Raw genomic sequence first — 25,161 nt, 5'->3', positions numbered from 1 at the left:
CGCAGCCCCTGTGGGAGCGGGCTTGCTCGCGAATGAAGCAACGCGGTCCCCTCAGGCACACCCCCGCATCCAGGCCGTCACTTACCGTTGGCGATCTGTTTCACCAGCGCTTCATGACCGTTCTTGTCGCTGGCCCGGGAGATGATCTGCACCACGGCTACGCGTGTGCCGGAGGCTCCCAGCAAGGTGGTGTCGAGGGTCGGCCCGCCGCCCTGGGTGGCGCTGGTGTCGAGTTGACGCAGGCCCAGGCCACTGCCTTTCTGGGTCAGGCTTTTTTCGCTGAGGATCTTGGCGTCCGGCAAGGCTTTGCTTCGCTGGGCGGCAAAACCGGCCATGGTCGTGTCGAGAAACGCAGCATCGTCATCCTTGACCTTCCCACCATTGACGATGGTGTTTTCGGCCGTGATCACCACGGTCCGGCTGGTGGCGTTGCTGTACATGGTCCCGGTCGCCCCCGCCGTGCCCTGGGCGGCATCGCCGGCAGGCAGAGCTGTCGCAGTGAAGCCCTTGGGCAAGGTAAAGACAAATTTGCCACCCAGCATCGATACTTTCTGGGCCGGCAGTTCTCCGGTGGTTTTAGCCGGGGCCGAATAGGCCGGCACGACAGCCAGACCGGCAACGGCTGTCAGCAACAGCGCAGCAGTGTGTTTAATCAGCAATGACATTGAAACTCTCGGCGTGGTGGGCGTGTTCGGAGGCCGATCATCCCACGGGCATCGCGCCGGACTCCAGTGCTGCGCAGGCTTCCCCGCGTGTCAGTCAGGCTCGACATCCAGTTGCAGGCTGTCATCGGCCAGGCGCTCGGTACGCCGGACAATCCCGCTGATCCGCCGCCCCTCGGCAGTGAACACCACGATCTGGGCCTTCTCCAGATCATCAGGCAACGGGGGGCGGATGTGCAGCGCGAACCATGGCGGCTCACCGTCATCGAGGCGTTTGACATCGAACTGGCAGTCGACACTTTTGGTTTCCCGGCCGAACAGCGTGTCGAGCCCGTAATCAAGATGGCTGCTGTCGGCATTGGCGGGGGAAAGGGACATCGGCAGTCTCCTGTTGAGCACTCGGTTGATGTTCAAGTGATTCTCGCGATGCACGAAAATTCCATCGCCAATGCCCTCGATCAGAATTGATAACCTACCCCGGCATAGTACCCCCAGCCCTCGGAGCGGGCGCGGAAGTTGCCATCGCCGAAGTTCAGTTCACTGCCATCCTCCCAGTTGCCGCCGTTGTGGAAGTAACGGCCCACCAGCGTGAAGCGCAGGTGGGTGAAGGAGTACAGCAACACGTTGGTGGCAACCGTGGCGTTGGCGGTGCGTGCCGGATTGTCCTTGTGCAGGTCCGAACCGAAATCGAAGTTGGTGAAGCCGATGTAAGTCAGGGAAGCACCGTTGCTGAACCGGCTGATCGGCACGATGTATTTGAGTTGGGCGCGGTAGCCGTCCCAGGAGTATTCATTGCTGGCGCCGTAGTTTTCCCATTGATAGCGACCATAGAAGTTGGCCGACAGGTTGACCCTGGAATGGGTGTCGATGTCGGTGCCCAGCCCGCTGTACAAGGTGTTGCCGCGATTGGCGCTGTTGCTGCCATGGTCGTAGATCCAGTCGAACGCCACATACCATTCCTTGAACGGCCCGATGGCCAGGCTGCGGCCTGCCAGGTAGTCGATGGAAATGCGTGGTTCGTGTTCCATGAACAGCGGTGAACCGTGGTCCCATGCCCCTTTGTCGTGGCTGTTGCCGATGTCGAAAATCTTCGGAATGTCGACGTAGCCGTACAGTTCGAACGGACCCTTGCGGCCGAAATACTCATATTCCAGGTACACATCGTCGACCGGTTGCGGGCCGAAACTGATGTCCTTGCTGCCGATGATCGTCAGGTTCTGGTTGTACCAGTCCGACAGGTAGGCGCCTTTTTTCGGCGCTGTGGCTTCGGGGCTCAAGGTTTCGCCCTGGGCAGATGCGTCGGCGGGTGCGGCTTGGGTTGCAGGGCTGAGTAGTCCGGTAACGGCGGTCAGTAGCAAAGAGGCTGCAAATACGCCGGGCACGGTGTGACGGCGGGAAATGAAATGCATGGAAAGTCCTTGTTCGTGCGGGCCGAAGCCCGTGTTCCTGGATGTAAAGAAAATGACCCGGTCAGAAGGCCTTGATGGGGCTCGCAAACGTTTGCACATCCCGTACCAGTTTTTTCCTGGCCCTTGCGGCACGAGCACTGGACCGTCGACGTTACTGCTAGAATCGCTGATCTTGACTGATAGGAGGTATGCCATGAGCGAGCCCATTCGCCTGACCCAGTACAGCCACGGCGCCGGTTGTGGTTGCAAGATTTCGCCGCAAGTACTGGAAGTGATCCTGGCCGGCAGCGGTGCGCAGAACCTCGATCCGAAGTTGTGGGTGGGCAACGCCTCCCGGGACGATGCAGCGGTGTATGCCATCGATGAAGAGCGCGGGGTGGTGTCGACCACTGACTTCTTCATGCCGATTGTCGATGATCCCTTCGATTTCGGCCGCATCGCCGCCACCAATGCCATCAGCGACATCTACGCCATGGGCGGTGATCCGCTCATGGCCATTGCGATTCTCGGCTGGCCCGTCAATGTGCTGGCCCCGGAAATCGCACGGGAAGTGATTCGCGGTGGGCGTTCGGTGTGCGACGAGGCCGGTATCCCCTTGGCCGGCGGGCATTCGATCGATGCGCCTGAGCCGATATTCGGCCTGGCCGTCACCGGCCTGGTACAAAAGCGCCACATGAAACGTAACGACACCGCCACTGCCGGGTGTCGCCTGTACCTGACCAAGCCCCTGGGCATTGGCATCCTCACCACGGCGGAGAAGAAGGGCAAATTGCGCGCCGCCGACGTCGGTCTGGCCCGTGACTGGATGTGCACCCTCAACAGACCCGGCAGCCGCTTCGGCAAACTCGATGGCGTGACGGCCATGACCGATGTCACCGGTTTCGGTCTGCTTGGGCATCTGGTGGAAATGGCCGACGGCAGTCAGTTGACCGCCCGCATCCGCTACGAGGCGGTGCCGCGCCTGCCGGGCGTCGAATACTACCTGGAGCTGGGCTGTGTGCCAGGCGGTACGCTGCGCAACTACGACAGCTACGCCAGCAAGGTCGGTCGCGTCCAGGAACTGCACAAGCGCGTGCTGTGCGATCCGCAGACCAGCGGCGGCTTGCTGATCGCCGTGACAGCACAAGGCGAAAGCGAGTTTCTTGCGGTAGCTGCTGAACTGGGCCTTGCGCTGGAGCCGATTGGCGAGTTGGTCGAGCGACAGACCAACGCGGTCGAGGTGTCTTGATGAGCAACGACATTACCGATTACCGCGACATTTTCCTCAATGATCGACCGATGATGGACACGCGCGCGCCCGTGGAATTTCTCAAGGGTGCCTTTCCCGGCGTGGTCAATCTGCCACTGATGACCGACATCGAGCGGCAGCGGGTCGGTACTTGCTACAAGCAGCAGGGTCAGCAAGCGGCCATCGTCCTGGGGCACCAATTGGTGTCCGGCGAAATCAAGGCGCACCGCATCCAGGCCTGGGCCGACTTCGCCCGGGCCCACCCTGACGGGGTTCTGTACTGCTTTCGCGGCGGCCTGCGCTCCCAGATCGTCCAGCAATGGCTCAAGGATGAAGCCGGCATCGAATACCCCAGGGTTGGCGGCGGCTACAAGGCAATGCGCACGTTCCTGCTGGACACCGTTGAGCAGGCGGTTACCCAGTGTGATTTCGTCCTGCTGGGCGGCATGACCGGCACCGGCAAGACCGAGGTGCTGGTCCAGCTGGGCAACGGGCTGGACCTGGAAGGTCACGCCAACCACCGTGGTTCCAGCTTCGGCAAACGCGCCACGGGGCAGCCTTCCAACATCGATTTCGAGAACCGCCTGGCCGTGGATATGCTGAAGAAGCGCGCAGCCGGTCTCGGGCAATTCGTGGTGGAAGATGAAAGCCGCATGGTCGGCAGCTGTGCCTTGCCGTTGCCGTTGTACCTGCGCATGCAACAGGTTCCGATGGTCTGGCTGGAAGACAGTGTGGAGCGGCGGGTCGAGCGGATTCTGCGGGATTACGTCATCAACCTGAGCGCCGAGTTTGTCGCCGTGCACGGCGAAGAAGGGTTCGCGCGGTTTTCCGAACGGTTGCTGGCGAGTTTGAACAACATCCACAAGCGCCTGGGGGGCGACCGTCATCGGCGCCTGATGGCAATCATGGAAGTCGCCCTGGCCGAGCAGGCCGATAGCGGTGCGGTGGACTTGCATCGTGGCTGGATCGAAGGGTTGCTGCGTGAGTATTACGACCCGATGTACGTGTTCCAGCGGGAAAAGAAGGAGAGTCGGATCGAGTTTGCGGGGGAGCAGGCGGCTGTGCTCGAGTATCTGCGTGAACGCGCCGCCCGGACAGGATGAACCCCGGGACCTCGTGGGAACGGGTGCCGCCAATCGCGAGCAGGCTCGCTCCCACAGGGGATTTGCAGTAGACGATACCTCTGCGATCACCTCAGGCCCATGTGGGAGCGAGCCTGCTCGCGATAGCGGTGGATCAGTCGACGGCGATGTAAATCTTGAAGCCTAAAGCAACACCGCCCCGATCAACCCGCAGACGATGCCCACCAACATGGTCAACAGCGCCACGGTCACCAGCACCCGGGCATCGAAATCCTTGCGCAGCATCAGCAGCGACGGCAGGCTGATGCTCGGCAGTGTCATCAGTAACGCCACGGCCGGTCCGGTGCCCATGCCCAGGGTCATCATCGTTTGAACGATAGGGATTTCCGCTGCGGTGGGAATCACGAACAGCGTGCCGACAATCGCCAGCGGAACCAGCCACACCAGGCTATTGGCCATGGCGCCATCGACATGGGGAAACAGCCAGACCCGCGCCGCGCCCAGGACCAGCACAGCCAGCACGTAGACTGGAATGGTGCTCCAGAACAACTGCCACAAGGTCCGTCCCCAACGAGCGAGGAAAGGCTGTGCATCGACCTCGCTGGCCTCGGTCACGGCTTCGACGGCCGCCTCGGGTAACACCTCCGGCCGGGCAATGCGCTGGGCCACCATCGACACGCCAAACACCAGCACAATGCCTGCCACCAGCCGCAGGGCGGTGAAGCCCCAGCCCAACACGAAGCCCATGAAGACCAGGGTTGCGGGGTTGAGCACCGGGTTGCCGATCCAGAAGGCCAGCGCCGCGCCCACCGAGACATTCTGCCGACGCATGCCGGCCGCCACCGGTGCCGCGCAACACGAGCACATCATGCCGGGCAGCGCGAACAGCCCGCCGCGCAGGGTCGAGGCAAAGCCGGCCCGGCCGAACAGGCGCAACAGCCAGTCACGGGGAATCAGTACCTGTAACAAGGAGCCCAGGATCACCGCCAGCACAGCTGCTTTCCAGATCGCCAGGAAATACACCTTGGCATAGGTCAGTGCGGCCATCAGCGGTGCGGTCTGTGCATCGTTGAGGATCGAACCGCCGATGCTGTGGTTATCGGCGGCGACAAACGCCTTGAGGTAGTAGGGCGACCATTTGACGTAGTAGAGACCGACGCAGGCCACCAGCAGGAACAGGGCGGGTTTCCACCAGAACGACCAGCCCCGAACGGGAGTGGCAGAAGATAACGACATGGAGAAGGTCCGGGCAACAGGGATGTGAGCGCATCATACCCTGTGGCGACGGAGCTTGCTGTGGCGAGGGAGCTTGCTCCCGCTGGAAGGCGAAGCCTTCCCAGCCGTCACGGAAACCACTGGCGGGGAGCGAGCGCCCTCGCCACCCTGCCTGCCGCTTACGTTGGACAGGTCTCCTGACCATTATCCAGGCCCTGCTTGTAGCTCTGGCTGGAAAGGCTGGCCTTACCGTTGTGCCAGGTCAGGGTCAGCACATACAGCGAATCGAAATCCCCCGATTCCCAGTCTTGGGCAATGGTCTGCTTCTTGCCCACGGCCTCGCCGGCCACCTTGTTGATCAGTTCCGGCAGATAGCCGTGTGACCAGGCCGTGTAGATGGTGGCGTTGTGGTACTTGTCATGCAGCAATTCGTCGGCCAGGGCGCTGGTGTCGTTGGCCGAATATTCGATATTGACCGGCAACCCGAGTTTGATCGCACTGGGGCTGATGGTCATCAACGGGCGAATATAGCTATAGGAATTATCCCGCTCGCCTTCTTCCACGTTGCGGGTCGGGTTGGCCGCAAATACGTAGTCGGCCTTGCCGAATTTTTGCGGCAGCAGGGTGGCCAGGTCGATGGCGCGATTGAGACCCTGGCAATTGAGTTGGCCCAGGCCGCCGGCGGGTTTTTCGGCGTGGCGCAGGAACACCAGGGTCTGGACGCCGTCGACTGGCTGGGCGCGACTGACGCTGGATTCCAGTGACAGCGCCAGGCCGCAGACCATAAGCAGCGTCGGCAGCACCAGCCATGAACGGCGTTTGAGGTGTCGGGTGAACTTCAGGGGATTGATCATCGGATTATGTTCTTCGGCTGTCTCGAGTCAGGCTTCGAGTCAGGCTGACAAACCCTGGCACCGCGAAGTCGTGGCTTCGGGTGTTTTCCTTGTCGTTACGCCGCTTCGATTCCTCGGGGCATTGCTCTGAGTCTCCTGAAGCCCTTTGGTTCGATCCTGCCACGGCTCTCTTCCATGAGATGGGGTGGAGATTAACGACAGGATGTTGCGAAATTAATAACGATTGGCGTGAATACCGTGACCGTCAGGAGTGGGCATTTCCTGATGCCATCCACCCGATCCTGAATTATGCTCCAGCATTTCCCTCCTGCCATGGAGCTCCCCATGCCCAACCTGACCCAATTCCCCATCACCCGGAAATGGCCCGCCCAGTACCCTGAGTGGCTCCAGCTTTATTCCCTGCCAACCCCCAACGGCGTGAAAGTCTCGATCATGCTTGAGGAGATCGGCCTGCCCTACGAACCCCACAAAGTGGATTTCGGCAGCAACGATCAGCTTTCTCCTGAATTCCTTTCCCTCAATCCCAACAACAAGATTCCGGCGATTCTCGATCCCCATGGGCCGGGGGACCAGCCGCTGGCGTTGTTCGAGTCCGGGGCGATTCTGATTTATCTGGCGGACAAGAGTGGCCAGCTACTGGCCCAGGAATCGGCGGCGCGCTACGAGACGATCCAGTGGTTGATGTTCCAGATGGGCGGTATCGGGCCGATGTTCGGGCAGTTGGGTTTCTTCAATAAATTTGCCGGCAAGGACTATGAGGACAAGCGCCCTCGCGACCGTTACGTCGAGGAAAGCAAGCGTTTGCTCAAGGTGCTCGATGGCCGCCTGGAAGGACGTGACTGGATCATGGGCGAGCGCTACACCATTGCCGACATCGCCACGTTCCCCTGGGTGCGCAACTTGATCGGTTTCTATGAGGCCGGCGATCTGGTGGGCATCCAGAACTTCCCCAACGTGACGCGGGTGCTGGAACGCTTCCTGGCGCGGCCGGCCGTGGTTCGGGGCTTGAAAATTCCGGAGTGAGCAAGGCGATGTGCCGCTCAAGGGCAATGACCCGCATCAACGATTCGCAGAGCCTGTAGCGGATTATTGCCTTGCCGGTAACACACTGTTTTCCAGGCGTCGTTTGTACCCGGGTCGGCCAAGGCATAAGCTTTGGCCCCCTGTGATTGACACCCATTTGCCCAGGAGTCCCATGTCCAGCCAGTTCCCCGAAGCACGTCCACGCCGCCTGCGTCGTAATGCCAGCCTGCGCAGTCTTTTCCAGGAAACCGAGTTCACGTTGAATGACCTGGTCCTGCCGATTTTCGTCGAAGAAGAAATCGATGACTTCGTGCCGATCAAGAGCATGCCAGGCGTGGTGCGCATTCCTGAGTCGAAACTGGCCGGTGAGATCGAGCGATATGCCCGTGCGGGCATCAAGTCGGTGATGACCTTTGGCGTGTCCCATCATCTGGACAGCGACGGCAGCGATACCTGGAACGAGCGTGGCCTGGTGTCGCGCATGGCCGCGATCTGCAAGGACGCGGTACCGGAAATGATCGTGATGTCCGATACATGTTTCTGTGAATACACCGATCACGGTCATTGCGGCGTGCTTCATGGGCATGAAGTGGACAACGACCGGACCCTGTTCAACCTGGGTCGACAAGCCGTGGCCGCGGCCCGCGCCGGTGCCGATGTCATCGCTCCGTCCGCGGCGATGGATGGGCAGGTCCAGGCGATTCGCAAGGCCCTGGATGAGGCCGGTTTCAGCCAGACGGCAATCATGGCCTATTCCACCAAATTCGCCTCGGCGCTCTACGGCCCGTTCCGTGAGGCTGGCGGCAGTGCTTTGAAGGGTGACCGCAAAAGCTACCAGATGAACCCGATGAACCGTCGCGAAGCGTTGCGCGAATCCCTGCTCGATGAACAAGAAGGCGCCGATGCGCTGATGGTCAAACCGGCCGGTGCCTACCTCGATATCATCCGTGACATTCGCCAGGCATCGAATCTGCCTTTGTCCGCATATCAGGTCAGTGGCGAATACGCGATGATCAAATTCGCCGCCCAGGCCGGCGCCATCGACGAAGCCCGAGTGGTGCGAGAAAGCCTTGGCGCGATCAAGCGGGCGGGAGCGGACCTGATCTTCACTTACTTTGCGATGGACCTGGCACTGAGCGGCATCTGATCCAGCCATTCCCCTGTGGGAGCGAGCCTGCTCGCGATAGCGGTGGGCCAGTTTGCATCGATGTTGGATGTGCCGCCGTCTTCGCGGGCAAGCCGGGCTCCCACATGGGTTTTCCGGTGGTTATTGAGCCGGTTTTATCCATGTGTAGAACGACGGAATATAGCCTCTCCCTGCTTTTGATCGTATGGTGCTCTGGAGTACAAACCTGATGGAGCCCTATGCTTTTCAATCGATGGATGTTCATTCTTCCGGCGCTGCTGGTCCTGGCCGGTTGCGGCAGTCATCAGGTCCAGGAGCCTGAGCGGCAGCCCACCGAGGTCAAGGCGCAGATCGTGCGGTTGTTGCCGGCCAAGACCGCGGACCGCGAAGGTTGGGCCACGGACATCTATGTTGCGTTTGCCGCGCAGCAGATCCCGCCTACGACGCAGAATATCTGTTCGGTGCTGGCTGTCGCTGAGCAGGAATCGACGTTCCAGGCCGACCCCACGGTGCCGGGGCTGGGCAAGATTGCCCGGCAGGAAATCGACCGTCGTGCGGCGAAGCTGCATATTCCCGGGCTATTGGTCAGTGGCGCGCTCCAGGTGCGTTCGTCCAATGGCAAAAGTTACAGCGACCGGCTCGCCGCGGTGCGCAGCGAGAAGGAGCTGAGCGGCATTTTTGATGATTTCATTGGCATGGTGCCGTTGGGTAAAACGCTGTTCGACGGTTTCAACCCGGTGCACACCGGCGGGCCGATGCAGGTCAGTATCGCCTTCGCCCAGGCCAATGCCCGAGATTATCCTTATACGGTGGAGGGTTCGATTCGCCAGGAAGTGTTCAGCCGGCGCGGCGGGATGTATTTCGGCATTGCGCATTTGCTGGGGTACCCGGTGAGCTATCCCGAGCCGCTGTATCGCTTCGCCGACTTCAATGCCGGTTGGTACGCCAGCCGCAACGCGGCGTTCCAGCATGCCGTGAGTCGCGCCTCAGGCATTTCCCTCGCCCTCGACGGTGACCTGATCCAGCATGGCTCCATCATGCCCGGCAGTACGGAACTGGCGGTGCGCACGCTTGGGAAATCGTTGGGAATGCGCAACCCCACCATTCGCGATCAGTTGGAGCAGGGCGACAGCCTGGTGTTCGAGGACAGCAAGCTCTACAAGCGTGTATTCGAATTGGCTGAAAAGGCCGAGGGTAAAAGGTTACCTCGTGCGGTGTTGCCGGGGATCGTACTCAAGAGCCCGAAAATCACCCGCAAGCTGACCACCGCATGGTTTGCCAAGCGGGTGGACGAGCGCTATCAGCAGTGCATGGCGCGGTCGGCGGGACGCTAGGCTCTGTGTGAAAAGCCTTGATACTCAGAGCTTTTCACACAGAGCCTGGCGATCAGCGACCATGAAAAAAGCCCGGCGGATAAGGCCGGGCTTTTGTCGGGCAGAGCAGGGCGGCAAGTCATGCGCGGTTCTGGGTCAGGTGATCCGAACCACCTTCAGCGACGCGGTTTTCGATCAAACGATCCGAACCACCTTCAGCGACGCGGTTCTCGATCAGACGATCCGAACCACCTTCAGCGACGCGGTTCTCGATCAGACGATCCGAACCACCTTCAGCGACGCGGTTCTCGATCAAGCGATCCGAGCCACCTTCAGCGACACGGTTCTCGATCAAGCGATCCGAACCACCTTCAGCGACACGGTTCTCGATCAAGCGATCCGAACCACCTTCGGCCACACGGTTTTCAATCAGTCGATCGGAACCACCTTCGGCAACGACCGGGTGGGAAGAAGCGGCGAACGCGTTGGCTGCCAGAACCGAGAAAGCGAGGCTGAGGATGATTTGGCGTTTCATGATGGTGTGCTCCGGGGATGCTGTGGGTTTGTGTGGGGCCATTGTTGCGTCGGGCAGCCATCATGAGAACTTCATTGACGTGATGGTGAACATCGACGGCGGTGATAGCTGGTCGATGTGCAGGTCGTCCACAGAGCGGAACATCGGTCGTCCTCGGGGTTCTATCGACTGAACCGTCCCAGGAGGCAGGCTTATGTATCAGTTATTCGGCTACAGGCAATCCGGTTCTTCGGCGGTGGAGATTGCCCTGTGCTTATGTGGTGTGCCATATCGCCGGGTTGATGCCTATTCGACCGAGGACAATGACGCGGCGAAAGCACTCGAGGCGTTGAATCCTCAGAAACAGGTTCCGACCTTGCAGTTGCCGGACGGGTCGGTGCTGACCGAAGCCGCGGCCATTCTGATCCATCTCGGGCTGGCCTATCCGGAATCGAAGTTGCTGCCCGAGGACCCGGTCCAGCGTGCACAAGCCATACGGGGCCTGGTTTACATCGCCGCCAATTGCTACACGCCCATCGGGATCATCGATTTTCCGGAGCGCTGGCTGGCCGAGGCGGGTGAGGCAACCCGGCGGCAATTGGTGTCGGGCACGAAGCAACGCCTCTATCGCAACTGGGCGTTGTTTGCCGATCAGTTTCCGGCGCAACCGTTTTTCAGCGGCGCCGAGCCGGGAGCGCTGGATATTCTCGCGGCGGTGATTACCAAGTGGGCCGGAACGCGCGAGGCGATGCTCAGTGCACGACCGGAATTCCATGCAGTGCTGGAGCGCATCGACCAGCATCCGCGTGTGGCCCCGGTGCTGACACTGCATTGGCCTGCGTAGCCGTGCCCGAAAGGGTCATGGGCATGCTTTTCGAGTGGCCGCCTGGGCGATGAGGTCGACGAACTGGCGGACGTTATTCTGGTGGGCCAGCACCAGCGCGTCGAGGGTGCTTCCGGCAGGCGTCTGCAGGTGATTGCGGCAGGTAAAGGCGTGGACTTCGTCGCTGAGGTTGCGCAGGCGCCATTGCACGTCCATGCGGGCGTACTGACCGGGGACTGAATCGAAACGCTGTACGTCGACCCGCAGCAGCGCCTTCGGCGCGCCGGGATTGCTCAGTTGTTCCTCCAGACTGCTTCGCAGCTCATCCGCCAGGCTGGCGCCCCACCATTCGGTCTCCAGGATCGCCAACCCGCTGTTGCCTTGGCGTATGACCATCTGGGTGCGATCCACCTGAGGCGGGACGCTGACCTGCTCGACCTGGATGTCGACCTTGGAGAGCGGTTTACCCGTCGGTTGGACCGGGCTCAAGGTGTGGTAATGAATCGGATCGCTGCGACAGGCACCGAGCAGCAGCGCCAGGGCGACGAGGGCGAGTTTCAGCATCGACGGCATGGCGTGTGCTCCTCTGATCATTCTTTCACCGGGAAAGTGAGCGGGGCGTCCTTGGGACGACCGCGCAGCAGCGATTCGGGATGACGGCTCAAGTAGTCGGACAGCTCACGCAGTGAGCGCGACATGCGGCCGAGATCGTCGAGGGTCTGGCTCAACTGTTCGCGCTGTGGGGAGTCTTCGGCCAGCGTGGCATTGGCCGATTGCAGGGTCTTGCTGACGTCTTGCAAGGTGTTCTGCACGCCTGGCAGGGTCTTGCCGTTGAATTGCTTCAGGCCTTTGCGCAACTCCACGAGGTTGCCATCCAGGTTGCTGGCGATGCTTTCCAGTGGCAGCTTGTTGATCCGCTCGACCACCGACTGCAGTTGCTCCTGCAACTGCTGGAGGCTGCCAGGGATGGTCGGGATACGGACGGGGCGGGCGGCGGGGTCGAAAGCGACTTTTTCAGCCTTGGGATAGAAGTCCAGGGAAATGTACAACTGCCCGGTCAGCAGGCTGCCGCTGCGGGCCTGGGCGCGCAGGCCACGTTCGACGAAACTGCCGATCAGGCGGGCCGAGGCGGCTTCGTCTTCGGGATCATGATTGAGCGCCTTGAGCAGTTTTTCGTGGGCTTTGCCCAGGCGCTGGGGGTAGATCACCACGCCGACGTTGACGGGAAAACTGCGTTGCTTCTCATCGAAATCCAGGTTGATGGCGACGACCCTGCCGACTTCCACGCCAAGGAATTCCACCGGTGCATCGACCTTCAAGCCACGCAGCGCCTGGTCGAAACGTAGCGCCAGGTATTGCGCCTTGCCACTGGGTGGCGCCAGGGCGCTTTGTTGGTCGGCGAACAGTTCGTAGTTCTTGTCTTCGGCTGCCGGCGTGTCGTTGGGGCTGTATTCCGGTGCCCTGAACGCGATGCCGCCGACCAGCAAAGCCGAAAGCGATTCGGTCCTGACCGCGAACCCATTGGCACCGACATTCAGGTCCACACCGCTGACGTTCCAGAAGCGAGTGTTCTCGGTGACATAGGCATCGTTCGGTGCGTTGATGAAGACTTCGATATTGACGCCCTTGCCGTCGGCGTCCAGGGCGTAGGACACCACCTGGCCCACGGGAATCTTGCGCAGATAAACCGGCGAGCCGATGTCCAGCGAACCGAGGTCCTGGGAGTGCAGGGTAAAGCGCTTGCCCGGTTCGCCGTAGGTGATCGGCGGCGGTGCCTCGAGGCCGGTAAACGACTTGGCGCGTACTTTCGAATGCCCGGCGTCGGCCCCGATGAAGTCCCCGGACAGTAACGTGTCGATCCCGGAAATGCCGCCGGCGCCGATGCGCGGCCGGACCACCCAGAACACCGAGTCTTCGTGGGTGAACGTATCGGCGTTCTTGGCCAGCTTGACCGTGGCGGTGACGTTTTTCTGGTCGTCGCTCAACTGCACGTCCGTGACCTGGCCGATCACCACGTTGCGGTATTTCACCGCGGTCTTGTTGGCGGTCAGGCCTTCGCCAGTCTTGAAGGTAATGGTGATGGTCGGGCCTTCCTGCAGCCAGTTGTGGATCACCAGGGACAGGCCCACCAGCACTGCGATGATCGGCACGATCCACACCAGCGACACCGACCAGCGACGGCTGGTGACGTGGGCGCGACCCGGCGCGGGTTGCTGCCCGTCAGTGGCTTGCGACTTCATCCATGGCCTCCTTCGAGGGTGGAGTATCCCAGATCAGCCGTGGGTCGAAACTCATGGCCGACAGCATGGTGAACAGCACGACGAGACCGAAGAACAGGATCCCCGGTCGCGGTTCGATATCGCTCAGTGCCTGGAACTTCACCAGCGCCGCCACCAGGGCCACCACCAGCACGTCGAGCATCGACCAATAGCCGATGACCTCCACCAGCCGGTACAGCTTGGCCCGTTGGAGCTGGGCCCAGTTGCTGCGGCGTTGCACGGTGAGCAGCAGTAGCGTCAGTACCACGAACTTGATGCCGGGCACGGCGATGCTGGCGATGAAGATGATCAGGGCGATGTCCCAGGCGCCGCTGCGCCAGAATTCGATCACGCCGCTGATGATGGTGCTGTCGGCGCCGTCCCCGAGCATCCGGGTGTTCATCACCGGCAGCAGGTTGGCCGGGATATAGAACACCAGCGCGGCCAGCATGTAGGCCCAGGTGCGGGTGAGGGCATCGGGTTTGCGTCGGTGCAGGGCCGCGTCGCAGCGCGGGCAGGTCTCGGGCTCGTCGGTCATGTCGCAGGCCAGGCCGCAGCCGTGGCACAGGCACAGGTTCAGCTCACCGGCCAGCGGCGGGGTATCCAGCGGTTCGCCGTTCACAGGCTGCTCCACAGGTCGCGCACGTCGCGCCCGGCAATCCGGATCATCAGCAGGCTCAAGGCCGCCAGGGCGAACAGGCCGATACCCGGCAGTACGTCCAGCATCCCGGCGAGTTTGATCACCGCCACCAGTGCGCCCAGCAGGCAGACCTCCAGCATGCTCCACGGTCGCAGCGTTTCCAGGCTACGCATGCACAGGTTGAACCCCGGCGCACGGCGGTTGGCGTAGGCATGGCCGAGCACCCAGAGCAGCAGCACCAGTTGAAGGACCGGGGCGATGATAATCGCCACCGCTGCCACCAGAGCGATGAAAGCAATCGGCCCCTGGCTCAGGGCCACGATGGAGTCCCACAGCGTGGCGCTGTTGCTCAGGCCTTGGAAACGGATGCTCATCACCGGGTAGACGTTGGCGAAGGCCCATAACACCGCCGCCGTCACGCTCAAGGCCAGGCGTTTTTCGATGGTCAGCCCGTTATAGCGCTGGATCACCGCGCCACATCGCACGCACGAGGCTTTCTGATGCGGGACGAGCTCCACCGGCTCGTACACCGCATCGCAATGTTCGCAAATGATCAGTCGCTCGGCGTCGGCCATCGGGGTGCTCGGGCAGGGACAACCCCTTCAATATAGAAGTGAGTTGGGAATGAGCAACCTGACGCGCCGATCATTCGCCCCGAATGTACTGCTCCAGTTGTTGGATCAGGTTCGCCTGTTCGGCAATGGCTTCCTTGACCAGGTCACCGATGGACAGCAGGCCGACGAGTTTGCCGTCATCCACCACCGGCAAATGCCGCAGGTGCTTTTCGGTCATGATGCTCAAGCAGGTCTCGACGGTCTGGTGCGGATCGATGGTGATCACGGGAGATACCATGATGTCGCTGACTTTCGTGCCCACCGATGAGCGGCCGTGCAAGACCATTTTGCGCGCATAATCGCGCTCGCTGATGATTCCCAGCACTTCATCGTTCTTCACCACCAACAAGGCGCCGACGTTTTTCTCGGCCATGCGCATCAAGGCCTGCAACACCATGTCGTCCGGTGAGATGGTGTGCACATGCTGGTTCTTCTCGTCCTTCATCCGGAGCAACTGCGCGACGGTTTTCATTGGGAGGGGCCTCGGGGGTGTTTTTGCAGGTGTTGTTAAAGAATCGTAGACCCAGCGGCGCAGGGCAAGCGGTAAAACGGCGGCCAGTCGTCCAAAAACGCCATCGGTAGCGAATTTATCTCGATTTCTCGCCACACACCGCCCCTGTGGCGAGGGAGCTTGCTCCCGCTGGGCTGCGCAGCAGCCCCATCGTAAGTGAGCATCAACCCGACACTGATACCCTGCGGTTACTGATTTTCGAGGGCTGCTTCGCACCCCAGCGGGAGCAAGCTCCCTCGCCACAAGGGCAGATGGTGGGTCAGTTGAGCGGGTTAAGTGTTCTTGCCGCAGGTAGAATTACCCCCCTCACCCAAGATTCGAGGTCACCGCGGTGGATTTACAGCAGGGCTTCGTCCTGACCCGGCATTGGCGCGATACCCCGGCGGGCACCGAAGTCGAATTCTGGTTGGCGACAGACGCCGGGCCCCGGCGTGTGCGGCTGGCGGTACAGCCGTCGGTGGCGTTCGTGCCGCAGCTCCAGCGGGGACAGGTCGAAGCCTTGCTGCAAGGGGAGAAGGACATTGAACTACGACCCCTCGACCTGCTGGATTTCGAGCATCGACCGGTGCTGGGCCTGTATTGCCGCCAACACGCCCAGCTGATGCGTCTGGACACGACCCTGCGGCGTGCGGGCGTGGACGTATTCGAAGCCGATATCCGGCCGCCCGAGCGCTACCTGATGGAGCGTTACATCACCGCGCCGGTCTGGTTCAGTGGTACGCCGGGCGCCGATGGCCTGTTGCTGGACGCGCAGATGAAACCGGCCCCCGATTACCGTCCGGCGTTGCGCCTGGTGTCCCTGGATATCGAGACCACGGCCCAGGGTGAACTGTATTCCATTGCCCTGGAAGGCTGCGGCGAGCGCCAGGTGTACATGCTCGGCCCACCCAATGGCGACGACAGCGGCGTGGATTTCCAGCTCGAATACTGTGATTCCCGCACGGTCCTGCTGAAGAAACTCAACGACTGGTTCGCCCGTTTCGACCCCGACGCGATCATCGGTTGGAACCTGGTGCAGTTCGATCTGCGCGTGCTGCACGAACATGCCCGGCGGCTGGCCGTGCCGTTGCGCCTGGGGCGAGGCGGGGAAGAGATGCAGTGGCGCGAGCACGGTGCGCGCGACAACCACTTTTTTGCCTCGGCGGCCGGTCGGTTGATCATCGACGGCATCGAGTCCCTGCGCTCGGCAACCTGGAGCTTCCCTTCGTTCAGCCTGGAAAACGTCGCCCAGACGCTGTTGGGAGAAGGCAAGGCCATCGGCACCCCTTACCAGCGCATGGACGAGATCAATCGCATGTTCGCCGAGGACAAGCCGGCCCTGGCCCGCTACAACCTCAAGGACTGCGAGCTGGTGACGCGGATCTTCGCCAAGACCGAGCTGCTCAAGTTCCTGTTGGAGCGGGCCAGCGTCACCGGCTTGCCGGCGGACCGCAGCGGCGGTTCGGTGGCGGCCTTCACGCATCTGTATATGCCACTGATGCACCGCCAGGGGTTCGTTGCACCGAATCTTGGCCAGCGTCCGCCCCAGGCCAGCCCGGGCGGCTTTGTCATGGACTCCCAGCCCGGGCTCTACGAATCGGTCCTGGTACTGGACTACAAGAGCCTGTATCCGTCGATTATCCGCACGTTTCTCATCGACCCGGTGGGCTTGATCGAAGGCCTGCGCCACCCCGACGACCGCGAGTCGGTGCCGGGCTTTCGCGGCGCACGGTTCTCACGCACCCGCCATTGCCTGCCATCCATCGTGGCGCGCGTCGCCGAAGGCCGGGAAACCGCCAAGCGCGAACACAACGCGCCGTTGTCCCAAGCCTTGAAGATCATCATGAACGCGTTTTACGGCGTCCTTGGTTCCAGCGGTTGCCGCTTCTTCGATCCACGGTTGGCCTCATCCATTACCTTGCGCGGCCACCAGATCATGCAGCAGACCCGGCAGTTGATCGAAGCCCGGGGGCATGTGGTGATCTATGGCGATACCGACTCCACCTTCGTCTGGCTGCGCCGGGCCCATGGCCAGGACGAGGCCGCCCGGATCGGTCGTGAGCTGGTGGCGCACGTCAACCAGTGGTGGCGCGAATACGTGCATGAGGCGTTCGGGTTGCAGAGTGCGTTGGAACTGCAGTTCGAAACCCACTTCAAGCGTTTCCTGATGCCGACGATTCGTGGCGCCGAGGAAGGCAGCAAGAAGCGCTACGCCGGGCTGGTGACCCGTGCCGACGGTAGCGACGAAATTGTCTACAAGGGGCTGGAGGCCGTGCGCACCGACTGGTCACCGCTGGCCCGGCAGTTCCAGCAGGAACTGTACGAGCGAATCTTCCACCGCAAGCCTTACCAGGATTACGTGCGCGATTACGTCCAACAGACCCTCGCCGGAGCGTTCGATGACCGACTGGTCTACCGCAAGCGCCTGCGTCGACCGCTGGATGACTACGAGCGCAATATTCCGCCCCACGTGCGAGCGGCGCGGATTGCCGACGAGTTCAACCAGCGCCAGGGGCGCCCGCGGCAATACCAGAGCGGTGGCTGGATCAGCTACGTCATCACCGTCGCCGGTCCCGAGCCGCTGGAAACCCGCAGCGCCTCCATCGACTATGACCACTACGTGAGCAAGCAGCTGCAGCCGGTGGCGGATGCGATCCTGCCCTTCGTGGGGGATGATTTCCAGACCTTGGTGGGCGGGCAGATGGGGTTGTTCTGAGGATGCCCGTCATACCCATGACGAAAGTGTGATCACGGCGACCGGAAGGGCAAGCGCGGCGAGCAGCGTCTGGCCCGCGATGATGCCGGCCATCAGCGGGGCATCACCGCCCATCTGCCGGGCCATGATGTAGGACGACGATGCCGTCGGCAGGGATTGGAAAAGCAGGACTGCAATCGCTGCATCGCCCTGCAAGCCGATCAGGCGGCAGGCGATCAAGGTCACGGCCGGCATGATCACGAATTTGGTGATCGAGGACATGCCAATCGGCTTCAACCAGCTGCGCGCCGTTTTCAGGTCCAGGGCCGCCCCGACACACAGCAGGCCCAGGGGCAATGACGCCTGGCCCAGCGACTTGAGCACGGCTTCCGGTCCGCGGGGTATCCCGATCCCTGTCCCTTGCAAGATGATGCCGGCCAGGCACGCCAGGATCAGTGGGTTCGTTGCCAATTGCCTGGCGATGAGTTTTACCGGCAACCGTCCCCCAGGACCAAAACGGGCGAACACCAGCACGCAAAGGATATTGACCGTCGGCACGATCGCCGCATTGGCCACCGCTGCCAACGTAATGCCGGATGCACCGAACAGTCCGGCGGCCGCCGACACACCCACATAGTTATTGAAGCGCACGCCCCCCTGGAAGACCGAGGTGAAGGCTGCGTCATTACCTGGAAAAATACCTCGCGAACCCACCAGCAATACCGCCACCGTGACGGTCGACAACACCAGCGTCAGGATCATCCCGCCCACCGGGACATCACCGAGGTGGGCGGTTGCCAGGCCATGGACGAACAGCGACGGCAGCAGCACGTAGTAGCCCAGTCGCTCGGCCTGGGGCCAGAAACTGTCGGCCAGGAAATTCGATTGCCTGAGCCAGGCGCCCAGGGCGATCAACAAGGCAATGGGAAAGAGGGCAAGCAGCAACGCCAGGGTCATCTTGCATTCACCGATCAGTTCAGAGGAATAAAGGCGGCTGTGCAGCCTGCGGGGGTCCATCCCTCGGTCCCACAGGGTAAAGCAGATGCGGCGTTCCCTGCACACCCATAAAGTTTTTCTTGTCCTGCGCTAAAAGTAATCTGCTTTGTCCGGCAAGCGGCATCTGCACACACTCGACCCCAGGTTTTGAGCACAGAGGCGAGAGAAAATGGCAAAGAACACGTACAAGGCTATGCAGGTGACCCGGCCGGGCCTGCTGGAGCTGGTCGAGCGGCAAATACCCGAACCAGACGCCGGTGATGTACTGATCGAAGTGCACGCCTGCGGAGTCTGTGGCGCGGACGCCGGGGCTATCGAAGGGCTGGAGGGCGGTCTGCAATTGCCCCGCGTGCCTGGTCATGAGGTAGTGGGGCGGATCGTGGCCCTCGGCGCGGCTATCCAGGGTAACTGGCGGGTGGGTCAACGGGTTGGCATCGGACGTTTGGGAGGGCATTGCAACACTTGTGAGCAGTGCCGTCGCGGGCACTTCAACCTGTGCAGCAACCAGCCCATGGTGGGCAGCTCCCGGGATGGCGGCTACGCAGAGATGATGACCGCACGCGCCACCGGGCTGGTGGCGATCCCGGATCAGTTGGATGCCGTGGAAGCGGCGCCATTGCTGTGCGCGGGCATCGCCACGTTCAATGCCCTGCGCAAGTCTGGCGCCCAGGCGGGGGATCTGGTGGCGATCCAGGGCATCGGCGGCCTCGGTCACCTGGCCATCCAGTACGCGCGGCGGATGGGTTTCAAGGTCGTGGCCGTCGGGCGTGGCGCCGACATTGCGCAAGATGTCCTGGCGCTCGGCGCTCATCACTACCTCGATACCCATGTCGACGATCCGGTCGCTCGGCTCAAGGAGATGGGTGGGGCCCAGGTGATCCTGACCACCATCACCGACAGCGCCGCGGTATCCTCGCTGATGCCTGCCCTTGCGCCACAGGGTTGTTTGCTGGTGGTGGGCGTGGGGCAACAGCCGCTGACGATCATGCCCGGTGCGCTGGTGGGCGGCGAACGCAGCGTCCAAGGTGCGATCACCGGCACCCCCTACGAATCCGAGAAAACCCTGGATTTCAGCGTCATGACCGACGTGCGCGCCATGATCGAAACCCAACCCCTGGAGAATGCCTGGGAGGCTTACCAGAAGGTGAAGTCGGGTGAGGTGAAATTTCGCATGGTGCTGACGATGGATTCGGGCGTCGTCTGAGCCTCAATGGGTGGGCGGTTGTTCCCGGGCAATGTCGAGGAAACCGACGTGATTTGCCCGGGCTTTCGTCGTCGCCGATTCCCCGCGCATATATGCCTGCGGGCTGCTGCCCAATTCCTGGCGAAACGCGTAGATGAACGCGGAGGTGGAACCATAGCCCAGCTCCAGGGCTGTGCGGGTCACGTCCAGGCCGTCGCGCAGCAGTTCGATGGCCCTGAACAGGCGTAGCCGTCTTCGCCAGGTCCGCAAGCTCATGCCTGTTTCACTGACAAAGTGCCGCGCCAGCGTCCGCTCGGACATGCCCAGTCTCCGAGCCCAGGTGTCCATTTCCGTCGGGTCTGCCGGGTCTGTGTAAAGGGCTTCGCACAGCGTTGCCAATGCCTGGTTACGGGGCCAGGGCAGGGCGGTGGAAAGAGGTGTGGTGCGATGCAGTTGGTCGAGGATCAATTGTGTGATGCGGCGGGTGTAGCCGTCGGTGTCTGCTTCATCTTCCACCCGTGCCGCTTCGATGATCAGCGCCTTGAGCAGGGGCGACACCTCGAACAGTGTGGGACGGTCGCCAGGCAGCACGGAAGGAATGCGATCGCTGATCCACAGGCTGCGAAACTCCGCACCGAACGTCGAGCCGACCTGGTGACTGAGACCGGTTGGCAGCCAGGCGGCCTGTTCCGGAGAGATCATGAAGGAGCCGGCCTGCGTATTGACCGTCAGCACGCCGGAAATCGCATAGACCATCTGGTGCCAGTCATGAGCGTGTTCGGGGTAGCTGTGTCGCGCAGGAATGGACTGGGCACGTACCTTCAAAGGCGCGGGGGGTGTGAGGCCATGAGGGGCTTCGAGGATGCCCCATTTCATGATCGATCTCGGGCAGAAGGTCCTTGAGTGATGGACGTCGACACTGCCTGTACGCCCCTTTCAGCCGCATCGACTGCCCCGGCGACATAGCCGGGAAACTGCGGCGACCATTCACTGGCGATACCGGCAAGGCAACCGCTCCAGGGCCCAGAGGCCGCCATGGCCGAGGGCGCCGCGGCATGTTGGCTCGCACCGGTGATATCCGCGTCGGTGGCGGTGAAGGGCTCCGCTGCCCAGTCTTTCAGGAACTCGGCTTTTGGAGCGCCCGCCTGAGGTCCGAACATCCGGACCAACTGAGCGCGGCAAACTGATCGCAATTCGCTTTCGGGCACGCTCTTGCGAAATGTCGCGGGTACGCCAATGAAGCCGAACAGCGCAGCGCTGCCTTGTGGAATCGAGGCGTCATGGATTTCCACCAGCGGACCGACGCTGCTTCGACCTTCGCCGGAAAGCCCTTGCTCGCGCCAGAAAGGCGTGTCGAAGATAGCGAAATACTTGGCATGGGGGGCCATCCATGTAGCGGTCGCTGCCCAGCTTCGTGCGAGTTCTGGCGGCAGGGCCGGCGAAAACTCAATGGTGGCCTGCACCAGTCGCGGTGGCATGGCCAGGAGCACCTGCTCCACGTCCCACGTCGTGATCTGGCCCGAGGCGTCGATGCTATCCAGCTCAATGCCCTGTGCTGTGCGGCGCATGCTGCGCACGGCGTGTCCGGTGAAGATTCGCGCCGGGTCCAGAGGGGCGAGCAGGGCCTCGACAAGGGCGCCCATGCCCCCCTCGAGACGCATCGAAGGCGGTGAGTTCACGTAGCCACGCATACGTGCAGGCGGTGTGTCACGTGAGCGCTCCACCATCATGTCGCCGATCTCATACTGCTCGTAACGACGCAGCTCCAGCGCCTGGATGAGCCGATCCAGCTGCCGTTGATAGCCAGGCCAGAACCACGAGGGGCCCAGGTCGAAGCGGTCCAGGGTATCCGGCTGGTCCGGCCCCGTGGTGCAGGGCGTGGGAACGGAGACGATGCGTCCCCCGGGAATGTCCCGGGCTTCGAGTACCACATAGTCCGTGATGCCCTTTTGCTGCAGTGCATAGGCGGCATACAGACCACTCAAGCCTGCCCCGACGATTGCAATTCGAGTTTTTTGCATGCCTAAGCCTCCGTGGGCATATCGAGCAGATGCCCGGTCTTGAGGTACACCGTGGCGCCTTGGCTGCCGGCGGCAATGTCCGGGTAGGTGCCTGGCGGCAAGCGCATCCAGCTACCGCGCTCGAAGGATTGCCCCGCGGTTTCGATCTGGCCCGAGAGCACCAGCAACTCAGCGCTGTCGATGCCTTGGGTGAAGAGGGGATCATCGGGCCGCAGGCGTAGCAGGCAGACCTGTTCGTTCTTGGCCGAGAACAACGGACAGATTTCCCGACTGTCCTGCTGCTGCCAGGCCAGGGGATCGCTTGTATCGATACGCACTGGATCTCTTTCGTCAGGTCTCATCTGCCAGAGCTTGACGAAGATGATCGCACCTTCGCGGCTGGAAGGCTGATGGGCCGATCCTGGAGGGTTGCGTAGATAAGTGCCCGCAGGGTGATGTTCATCGCCTTCGGAGAATGTCCCTGACAGGACCAGGATCTCCTCGCCCCCAGGATGGGGATGCGGCGGAAAAATGGACTGTGGCGCATAGCGCACAATACTGGTCGCTCGGGCTTTTTCACCCCCGAGCCGATCCAGCATGACGCGTTCGACGCCACTCTTCGGCGAGGCGACCCATTGGTAGTCGCGGGACGCAACGGTGGCGGGAAGGGAAAAGTCTGCATTGACGAGCATGGGCGAATGTCCAGGAGCCAGCGAAAGGGGACCGGCAAGCCGGCCCCCTCGTCAGGGCTCAAGCGTTGGGGAGTTGGGCGTGCGCCTCGAGGACGCGTGCCGAGTAAGTCAGGGCCGCACCTGCGTTCAGGGCAATGGCAACACCCAGTGCTTCGGTGATTTCCGCCTTGGTCGCACCCAGTTCGACGGCCTTCTTGGTGTGCACCGTGATGCAACCGTCGCAGCGGGTGGTGACGGCCACGGCCAGTGCGATCAACTCATGGATCTTGGGTTCCAGGTGGCCGGTCTTGGCGGCCGCGCCGTCAATCGTGTTCAAACCGCGGAGAATTTCGGGGCTTTGCGTCGCGAGATCGCCGACGCGTTCCAACAGTGCGGTGCGGTAAGTGTTCCAGTCATTCATCATGGAGATAGGTCCTTTCAGATTTGAGGCCGAGTGTCGCAATGACACCCGGCGCAGAGCGTGCGTCGTGAATCAGTTGCGGCCGGCCATCACACCGCCGTCCACGTCCCAGATGGCGCCGGTGACCCAGCTGGCTTTGTCGGACAGCAGGAAGGTCACGACTTCGGCGACGTCCTGCGGGGTGCCGACACGCCCGATCGGGTGGAAGCTGTTGAAGCCTTGCAGAGCGCTATGGACGTCGGCCTTGGGGATGAAGCCTTCGTAGATCGGGGTCTGTACAACGGCTGGCGAAACGGCGTTGACACGGATGTGTTTCGGCGCCAGCTCCATGGCCAGATGCTGGGTCAGCGAGTGCAGGCCGGCCTTGGCCATGGAATAGGCCGAGGAGGGCGTTGCAGCGATCGCCTGCTTGGCCCACATCGAACCGATGTTGACGATGGCGCCCGGACGTTCGTTGGCAACCAGGTTGGCGGCGACCTTCTGGGTGATGAAGAAGAAAGCCTTGTTCAGCTTCATGTACTGGTCGTAGTCCGCACCTTCGTATTCCAGGAACGGTTTCGGGAAAAACACACCGGCCGCATTGACCAGCAGGTCGATGTTCCAGTGGTGTTCATCGATGGTTCGGGTCAGTTGGGCCAGGCCTTCTTCGCTGGTCAGGTCAGCGGTCAGCGCGACGACCTCGCCGAGGGCGGACAGCTCCTTGCGGGCTTCTTCGGTTTTTTGTGGACGGTTGCCCACGATGACTGCACTGCCACCTTCGGCGAGTACCATCCGGGCCACTTCCAGGCCCATCCCACTGGTGCCACCGACGACCAGCAGCTTTTTACCCTTGAATTGATTGCTCATACCGCACCTCTCTGGACTTCATGGTTGGCAGTGACCGCCACGCGGCGCTGTTCTGCCTTGGAGCCCATTATTCGAGGCTTCCCTTCCAGGCGACAAACCACATAAAGTGTCCTTCCGAGAAAGAAAAAGTTTATCGACATGAAGATGCCAGTCCACCTCAATGCCTTGCGTGCCTTCGAGGCCAGTGCCCGTCATCAGAGTTTTTCGGCTGCTGCCGCCGAGCTCAACGTCACCCCTGCCGCTGTCGGTCAGTTGGTGCGCTCCCTGGAGGATTGGCTGGGCACGCCGCTCTTTCACCGGGCGTCCAGCGGGCGGGTCAGGCTCGTGGCGACGGAAGCGGCCGAACATGCGCTGCCTGATATTCGGGCCGGCTTCGACAGGCTCTCGCTAGGCCTGGAAAGGCTCAAGGAAGAATCGAATGGCGGCGTGCTCACGGTCACGGTCAGCCCCGCGTTCGCCGCAAAATGGCTGTTGCCGCGCATCGAAAGTTTTCATGCCGCCTGGCCCGACATGGATGTGCGCCTGGACACGAACCTGCGGACCGTGGATTTCCTCGCCCAACGGATCGACATCGGTGTGCGATACGGACCGGGAAGCTGGCCAGGCCTGGTCGCGGAAAAGTTGATGGATGAGGAGGTCTATCCGGTCTGTTCGCCCAAATTGCTGATGGATACTGCGCGCCTGCAGACGCCAGACGACCTTGCCCGGGAAACCCTCATTCATGACCTGTCCATGGACAGTCATATGGACTTCCCGACGTGGGCGGCGTGGGTCGGGAAAATGGGCCTTGCCGGTGTGGCGACTTCACGTGGGATGAAGATCAATAACTCGGCGGCAGTCTTGCAGGCGGCCATCGATGGGCAGGGAGTGGCCCTGGCTCGCAGTGTCATGGCACGCGATGACCTGGCGGCGGGGCGACTGGTCAGGCTGTTCCCGCAGATAAGGTTCGAGTCGCCCCTGGCCTATTACGTGGTCTACCGACCAGGGTGTTCGAGCCTGCCCAGGTTGAAGGCTTTTCGCGATTGGTTGTTCGAGACCGCTGCCAAATAGCGGTCGCCGGCATGGTTGGCTGCTGTTCTACATCACGTGGCGGTTCGT

General features: G+C 61.8%; 26 protein-coding genes. 9 read left to right on the top strand and 17 right to left on the bottom strand.

Translation table 11 applies throughout. The features are described 5' to 3' along the window. Positions 1–77: 77 nt before the first annotated feature. The 3 genes from CGA22_RS01500 to CGA22_RS01490 form a co-directional block, all read right to left on the bottom strand. On the bottom strand, positions 78–665 hold the full coding sequence (locus tag CGA22_RS01500) for a hypothetical protein (protein WP_041022436.1): 588 nt from the start codon (positions 663–665) through the stop codon (positions 78–80). A 90-nt stretch (positions 666–755) separates the two neighbouring features. Continuing rightward, positions 756–1,040, bottom strand: a complete 285-nt coding sequence (locus CGA22_RS01495; protein ID WP_041022437.1) for a hypothetical protein — start codon at positions 1,038–1,040, stop codon at positions 756–758. Positions 1,041–1,120: 80 nt separating this feature from the next. Continuing rightward, positions 1,121–2,071, bottom strand: coding sequence for a nucleoside-specific channel-forming protein Tsx (locus CGA22_RS01490; RefSeq protein WP_052435117.1), 951 nt, complete (start codon positions 2,069–2,071; stop codon positions 1,121–1,123). Between the two features lie 193 nt (positions 2,072–2,264). On the opposite strand from CGA22_RS01490, the gene selD reads away from it, so the two are divergent. Continuing rightward, entirely contained in the window at positions 2,265–3,299 is a 1,035-nt protein-coding gene (gene selD, locus CGA22_RS01485) for a selenide, water dikinase SelD (protein WP_041022438.1), read from the top strand. Continuing rightward, the gene (mnmH, locus tag CGA22_RS01480) at positions 3,299–4,402 is read left to right on the top strand and encodes a tRNA 2-selenouridine(34) synthase MnmH (RefSeq protein WP_041022439.1); all 1,104 of its coding nucleotides are present in this window, start codon (positions 3,299–3,301) and stop codon (positions 4,400–4,402) included. The genes selD and mnmH overlap by 1 nt, the downstream gene beginning before the upstream one ends. A gap of 162 nt (positions 4,403–4,564) precedes the next feature. On the opposite strand, the gene CGA22_RS01475 is transcribed toward mnmH, so the two are convergent. Both CGA22_RS01475 and CGA22_RS01470 read right to left on the bottom strand, forming a co-directional pair. Further along, the gene (locus CGA22_RS01475; protein ID WP_188258465.1) at positions 4,565–5,617 is read right to left on the bottom strand and encodes a permease; all 1,053 of its coding nucleotides are present in this window, start codon (positions 5,615–5,617) and stop codon (positions 4,565–4,567) included. Positions 5,618–5,775: 158 nt separating this feature from the next. Continuing rightward, positions 5,776–6,450: a hypothetical protein gene (locus CGA22_RS01470; RefSeq protein ID WP_041024529.1), complete on the bottom strand. Its 675-nt coding sequence runs from the start codon at positions 6,448–6,450 to the stop codon at positions 5,776–5,778. A 324-nt stretch (positions 6,451–6,774) separates the two neighbouring features. Here CGA22_RS01470 and CGA22_RS01465 point away from each other — a divergent pair, with 324 nt between their 5' ends. The 3 genes from CGA22_RS01465 to CGA22_RS01455 all read left to right on the top strand — a co-directional run bounded on the left by CGA22_RS01465 (position 6,775) and on the right by CGA22_RS01455 (position 9,933). Next, positions 6,775–7,473 (top strand): glutathione binding-like protein, encoded by a 699-nt coding sequence (locus CGA22_RS01465; RefSeq protein ID WP_041024530.1) that lies wholly within the window; start codon positions 6,775–6,777, stop codon positions 7,471–7,473. A gap of 172 nt (positions 7,474–7,645) precedes the next feature. Further along, positions 7,646–8,620: a porphobilinogen synthase gene (hemB, locus tag CGA22_RS01460; RefSeq protein ID WP_041024531.1), complete on the top strand. Its 975-nt coding sequence runs from the start codon at positions 7,646–7,648 to the stop codon at positions 8,618–8,620. Between the two features lie 218 nt (positions 8,621–8,838). Beyond that, positions 8,839–9,933 (top strand): DUF1615 domain-containing protein, encoded by a 1,095-nt coding sequence (locus CGA22_RS01455; protein ID WP_041024532.1) that lies wholly within the window; start codon positions 8,839–8,841, stop codon positions 9,931–9,933. Between the two features lie 118 nt (positions 9,934–10,051). Here the strand turns inward: CGA22_RS01455 and CGA22_RS01450 are convergent, their stop codons facing one another. Next, complete coding sequence (locus CGA22_RS01450) at positions 10,052–10,447, bottom strand: hypothetical protein (protein WP_188258464.1); 396 nt, start codon at positions 10,445–10,447, stop codon at positions 10,052–10,054. Positions 10,448–10,640: 193 nt separating this feature from the next. On the opposite strand from CGA22_RS01450, the gene CGA22_RS01445 reads away from it, so the two are divergent. Beyond that, positions 10,641–11,270: a glutathione S-transferase family protein gene (locus tag CGA22_RS01445; RefSeq protein ID WP_041020641.1), complete on the top strand. Its 630-nt coding sequence runs from the start codon at positions 10,641–10,643 to the stop codon at positions 11,268–11,270. A 15-nt stretch (positions 11,271–11,285) separates the two neighbouring features. Here the strand turns inward: CGA22_RS01445 and CGA22_RS01440 are convergent, their stop codons facing one another. From CGA22_RS01440 to CGA22_RS01420, 5 genes are all read right to left on the bottom strand, one after another. After that, a complete protein-coding gene (locus tag CGA22_RS01440) occupies positions 11,286–11,822 on the bottom strand; it encodes a membrane integrity-associated transporter subunit PqiC (RefSeq protein WP_041020642.1) in 537 nt (178 codons plus the stop codon). A gap of 17 nt (positions 11,823–11,839) precedes the next feature. After that, entirely contained in the window at positions 11,840–13,489 is a 1,650-nt protein-coding gene (locus CGA22_RS01435; protein ID WP_188258463.1) for an intermembrane transport protein PqiB, read from the bottom strand. Further along, positions 13,470–14,114, bottom strand: coding sequence for a paraquat-inducible protein A (locus CGA22_RS01430; RefSeq protein WP_041020647.1), 645 nt, complete (start codon positions 14,112–14,114; stop codon positions 13,470–13,472). Before CGA22_RS01430 ends, CGA22_RS01435 begins: the two co-directional genes overlap by 20 nt. Before the next feature lie 11 nt (positions 14,115–14,125). Continuing rightward, a complete protein-coding gene (locus tag CGA22_RS01425; protein WP_041020644.1) occupies positions 14,126–14,722 on the bottom strand; it encodes a paraquat-inducible protein A in 597 nt (198 codons plus the stop codon). Positions 14,723–14,792: 70 nt separating this feature from the next. Beyond that, the gene (locus CGA22_RS01420; protein WP_041020645.1) at positions 14,793–15,233 is read right to left on the bottom strand and encodes a CBS domain-containing protein; all 441 of its coding nucleotides are present in this window, start codon (positions 15,231–15,233) and stop codon (positions 14,793–14,795) included. Between the two features lie 370 nt (positions 15,234–15,603). On the opposite strand from CGA22_RS01420, the gene CGA22_RS01415 reads away from it, so the two are divergent. Then, positions 15,604–17,967, top strand: coding sequence for a DNA polymerase II (locus tag CGA22_RS01415; protein ID WP_041020646.1), 2,364 nt, complete (start codon positions 15,604–15,606; stop codon positions 17,965–17,967). 9 nt (positions 17,968–17,976) lie between these two features. On the opposite strand, the gene CGA22_RS01410 is transcribed toward CGA22_RS01415, so the two are convergent. Further along, a complete protein-coding gene (locus tag CGA22_RS01410) occupies positions 17,977–18,903 on the bottom strand; it encodes an AEC family transporter (protein ID WP_188258486.1) in 927 nt (308 codons plus the stop codon). Between the two features lie 208 nt (positions 18,904–19,111). On the opposite strand from CGA22_RS01410, the gene CGA22_RS01405 reads away from it, so the two are divergent. Next, the gene (locus CGA22_RS01405) at positions 19,112–20,146 is read left to right on the top strand and encodes an alcohol dehydrogenase (RefSeq protein WP_041023106.1); all 1,035 of its coding nucleotides are present in this window, start codon (positions 19,112–19,114) and stop codon (positions 20,144–20,146) included. A gap of 3 nt (positions 20,147–20,149) precedes the next feature. On the opposite strand, the gene CGA22_RS01400 is transcribed toward CGA22_RS01405, so the two are convergent. From CGA22_RS01400 to CGA22_RS01380, 5 genes are all read right to left on the bottom strand, one after another. Next, on the bottom strand, positions 20,150–21,001 hold the full coding sequence (locus CGA22_RS01400) for an AraC family transcriptional regulator (RefSeq protein ID WP_084213780.1): 852 nt from the start codon (positions 20,999–21,001) through the stop codon (positions 20,150–20,152). After that, a complete protein-coding gene (locus CGA22_RS01395; protein ID WP_041023107.1) occupies positions 20,998–22,146 on the bottom strand; it encodes a flavin monoamine oxidase family protein in 1,149 nt (382 codons plus the stop codon). The genes CGA22_RS01400 and CGA22_RS01395 overlap by 4 nt, the downstream gene beginning before the upstream one ends. Positions 22,147–22,148: 2 nt before the next feature. Then, a complete protein-coding gene (locus CGA22_RS01390; protein WP_041023108.1) occupies positions 22,149–22,817 on the bottom strand; it encodes a cupin domain-containing protein in 669 nt (222 codons plus the stop codon). 58 nt (positions 22,818–22,875) lie between these two features. Further along, positions 22,876–23,226, bottom strand: coding sequence for a carboxymuconolactone decarboxylase family protein (locus CGA22_RS01385; protein WP_370444522.1), 351 nt, complete (start codon positions 23,224–23,226; stop codon positions 22,876–22,878). Between the two features lie 63 nt (positions 23,227–23,289). Next, entirely contained in the window at positions 23,290–24,063 is a 774-nt protein-coding gene (locus CGA22_RS01380; RefSeq protein WP_041023110.1) for an SDR family NAD(P)-dependent oxidoreductase, read from the bottom strand. Between the two features lie 138 nt (positions 24,064–24,201). Between CGA22_RS01380 and gcvA the strand changes: the two genes are divergently transcribed. Next, positions 24,202–25,113, top strand: coding sequence for a transcriptional regulator GcvA (gene gcvA, locus CGA22_RS01375; protein WP_041023111.1), 912 nt, complete (start codon positions 24,202–24,204; stop codon positions 25,111–25,113). The last annotated feature ends 48 nt before the right edge of the window (positions 25,114–25,161 follow it).

The sequence above is a fragment of the Pseudomonas sp. PSB18 genome (genome assembly GCF_014596565.1).
Taxonomy (GTDB): Bacteria; Pseudomonadota; Gammaproteobacteria; order Pseudomonadales; family Pseudomonadaceae; genus Aquipseudomonas.
This window is presented reverse-complemented; position numbering and strand designations above follow the sequence as displayed.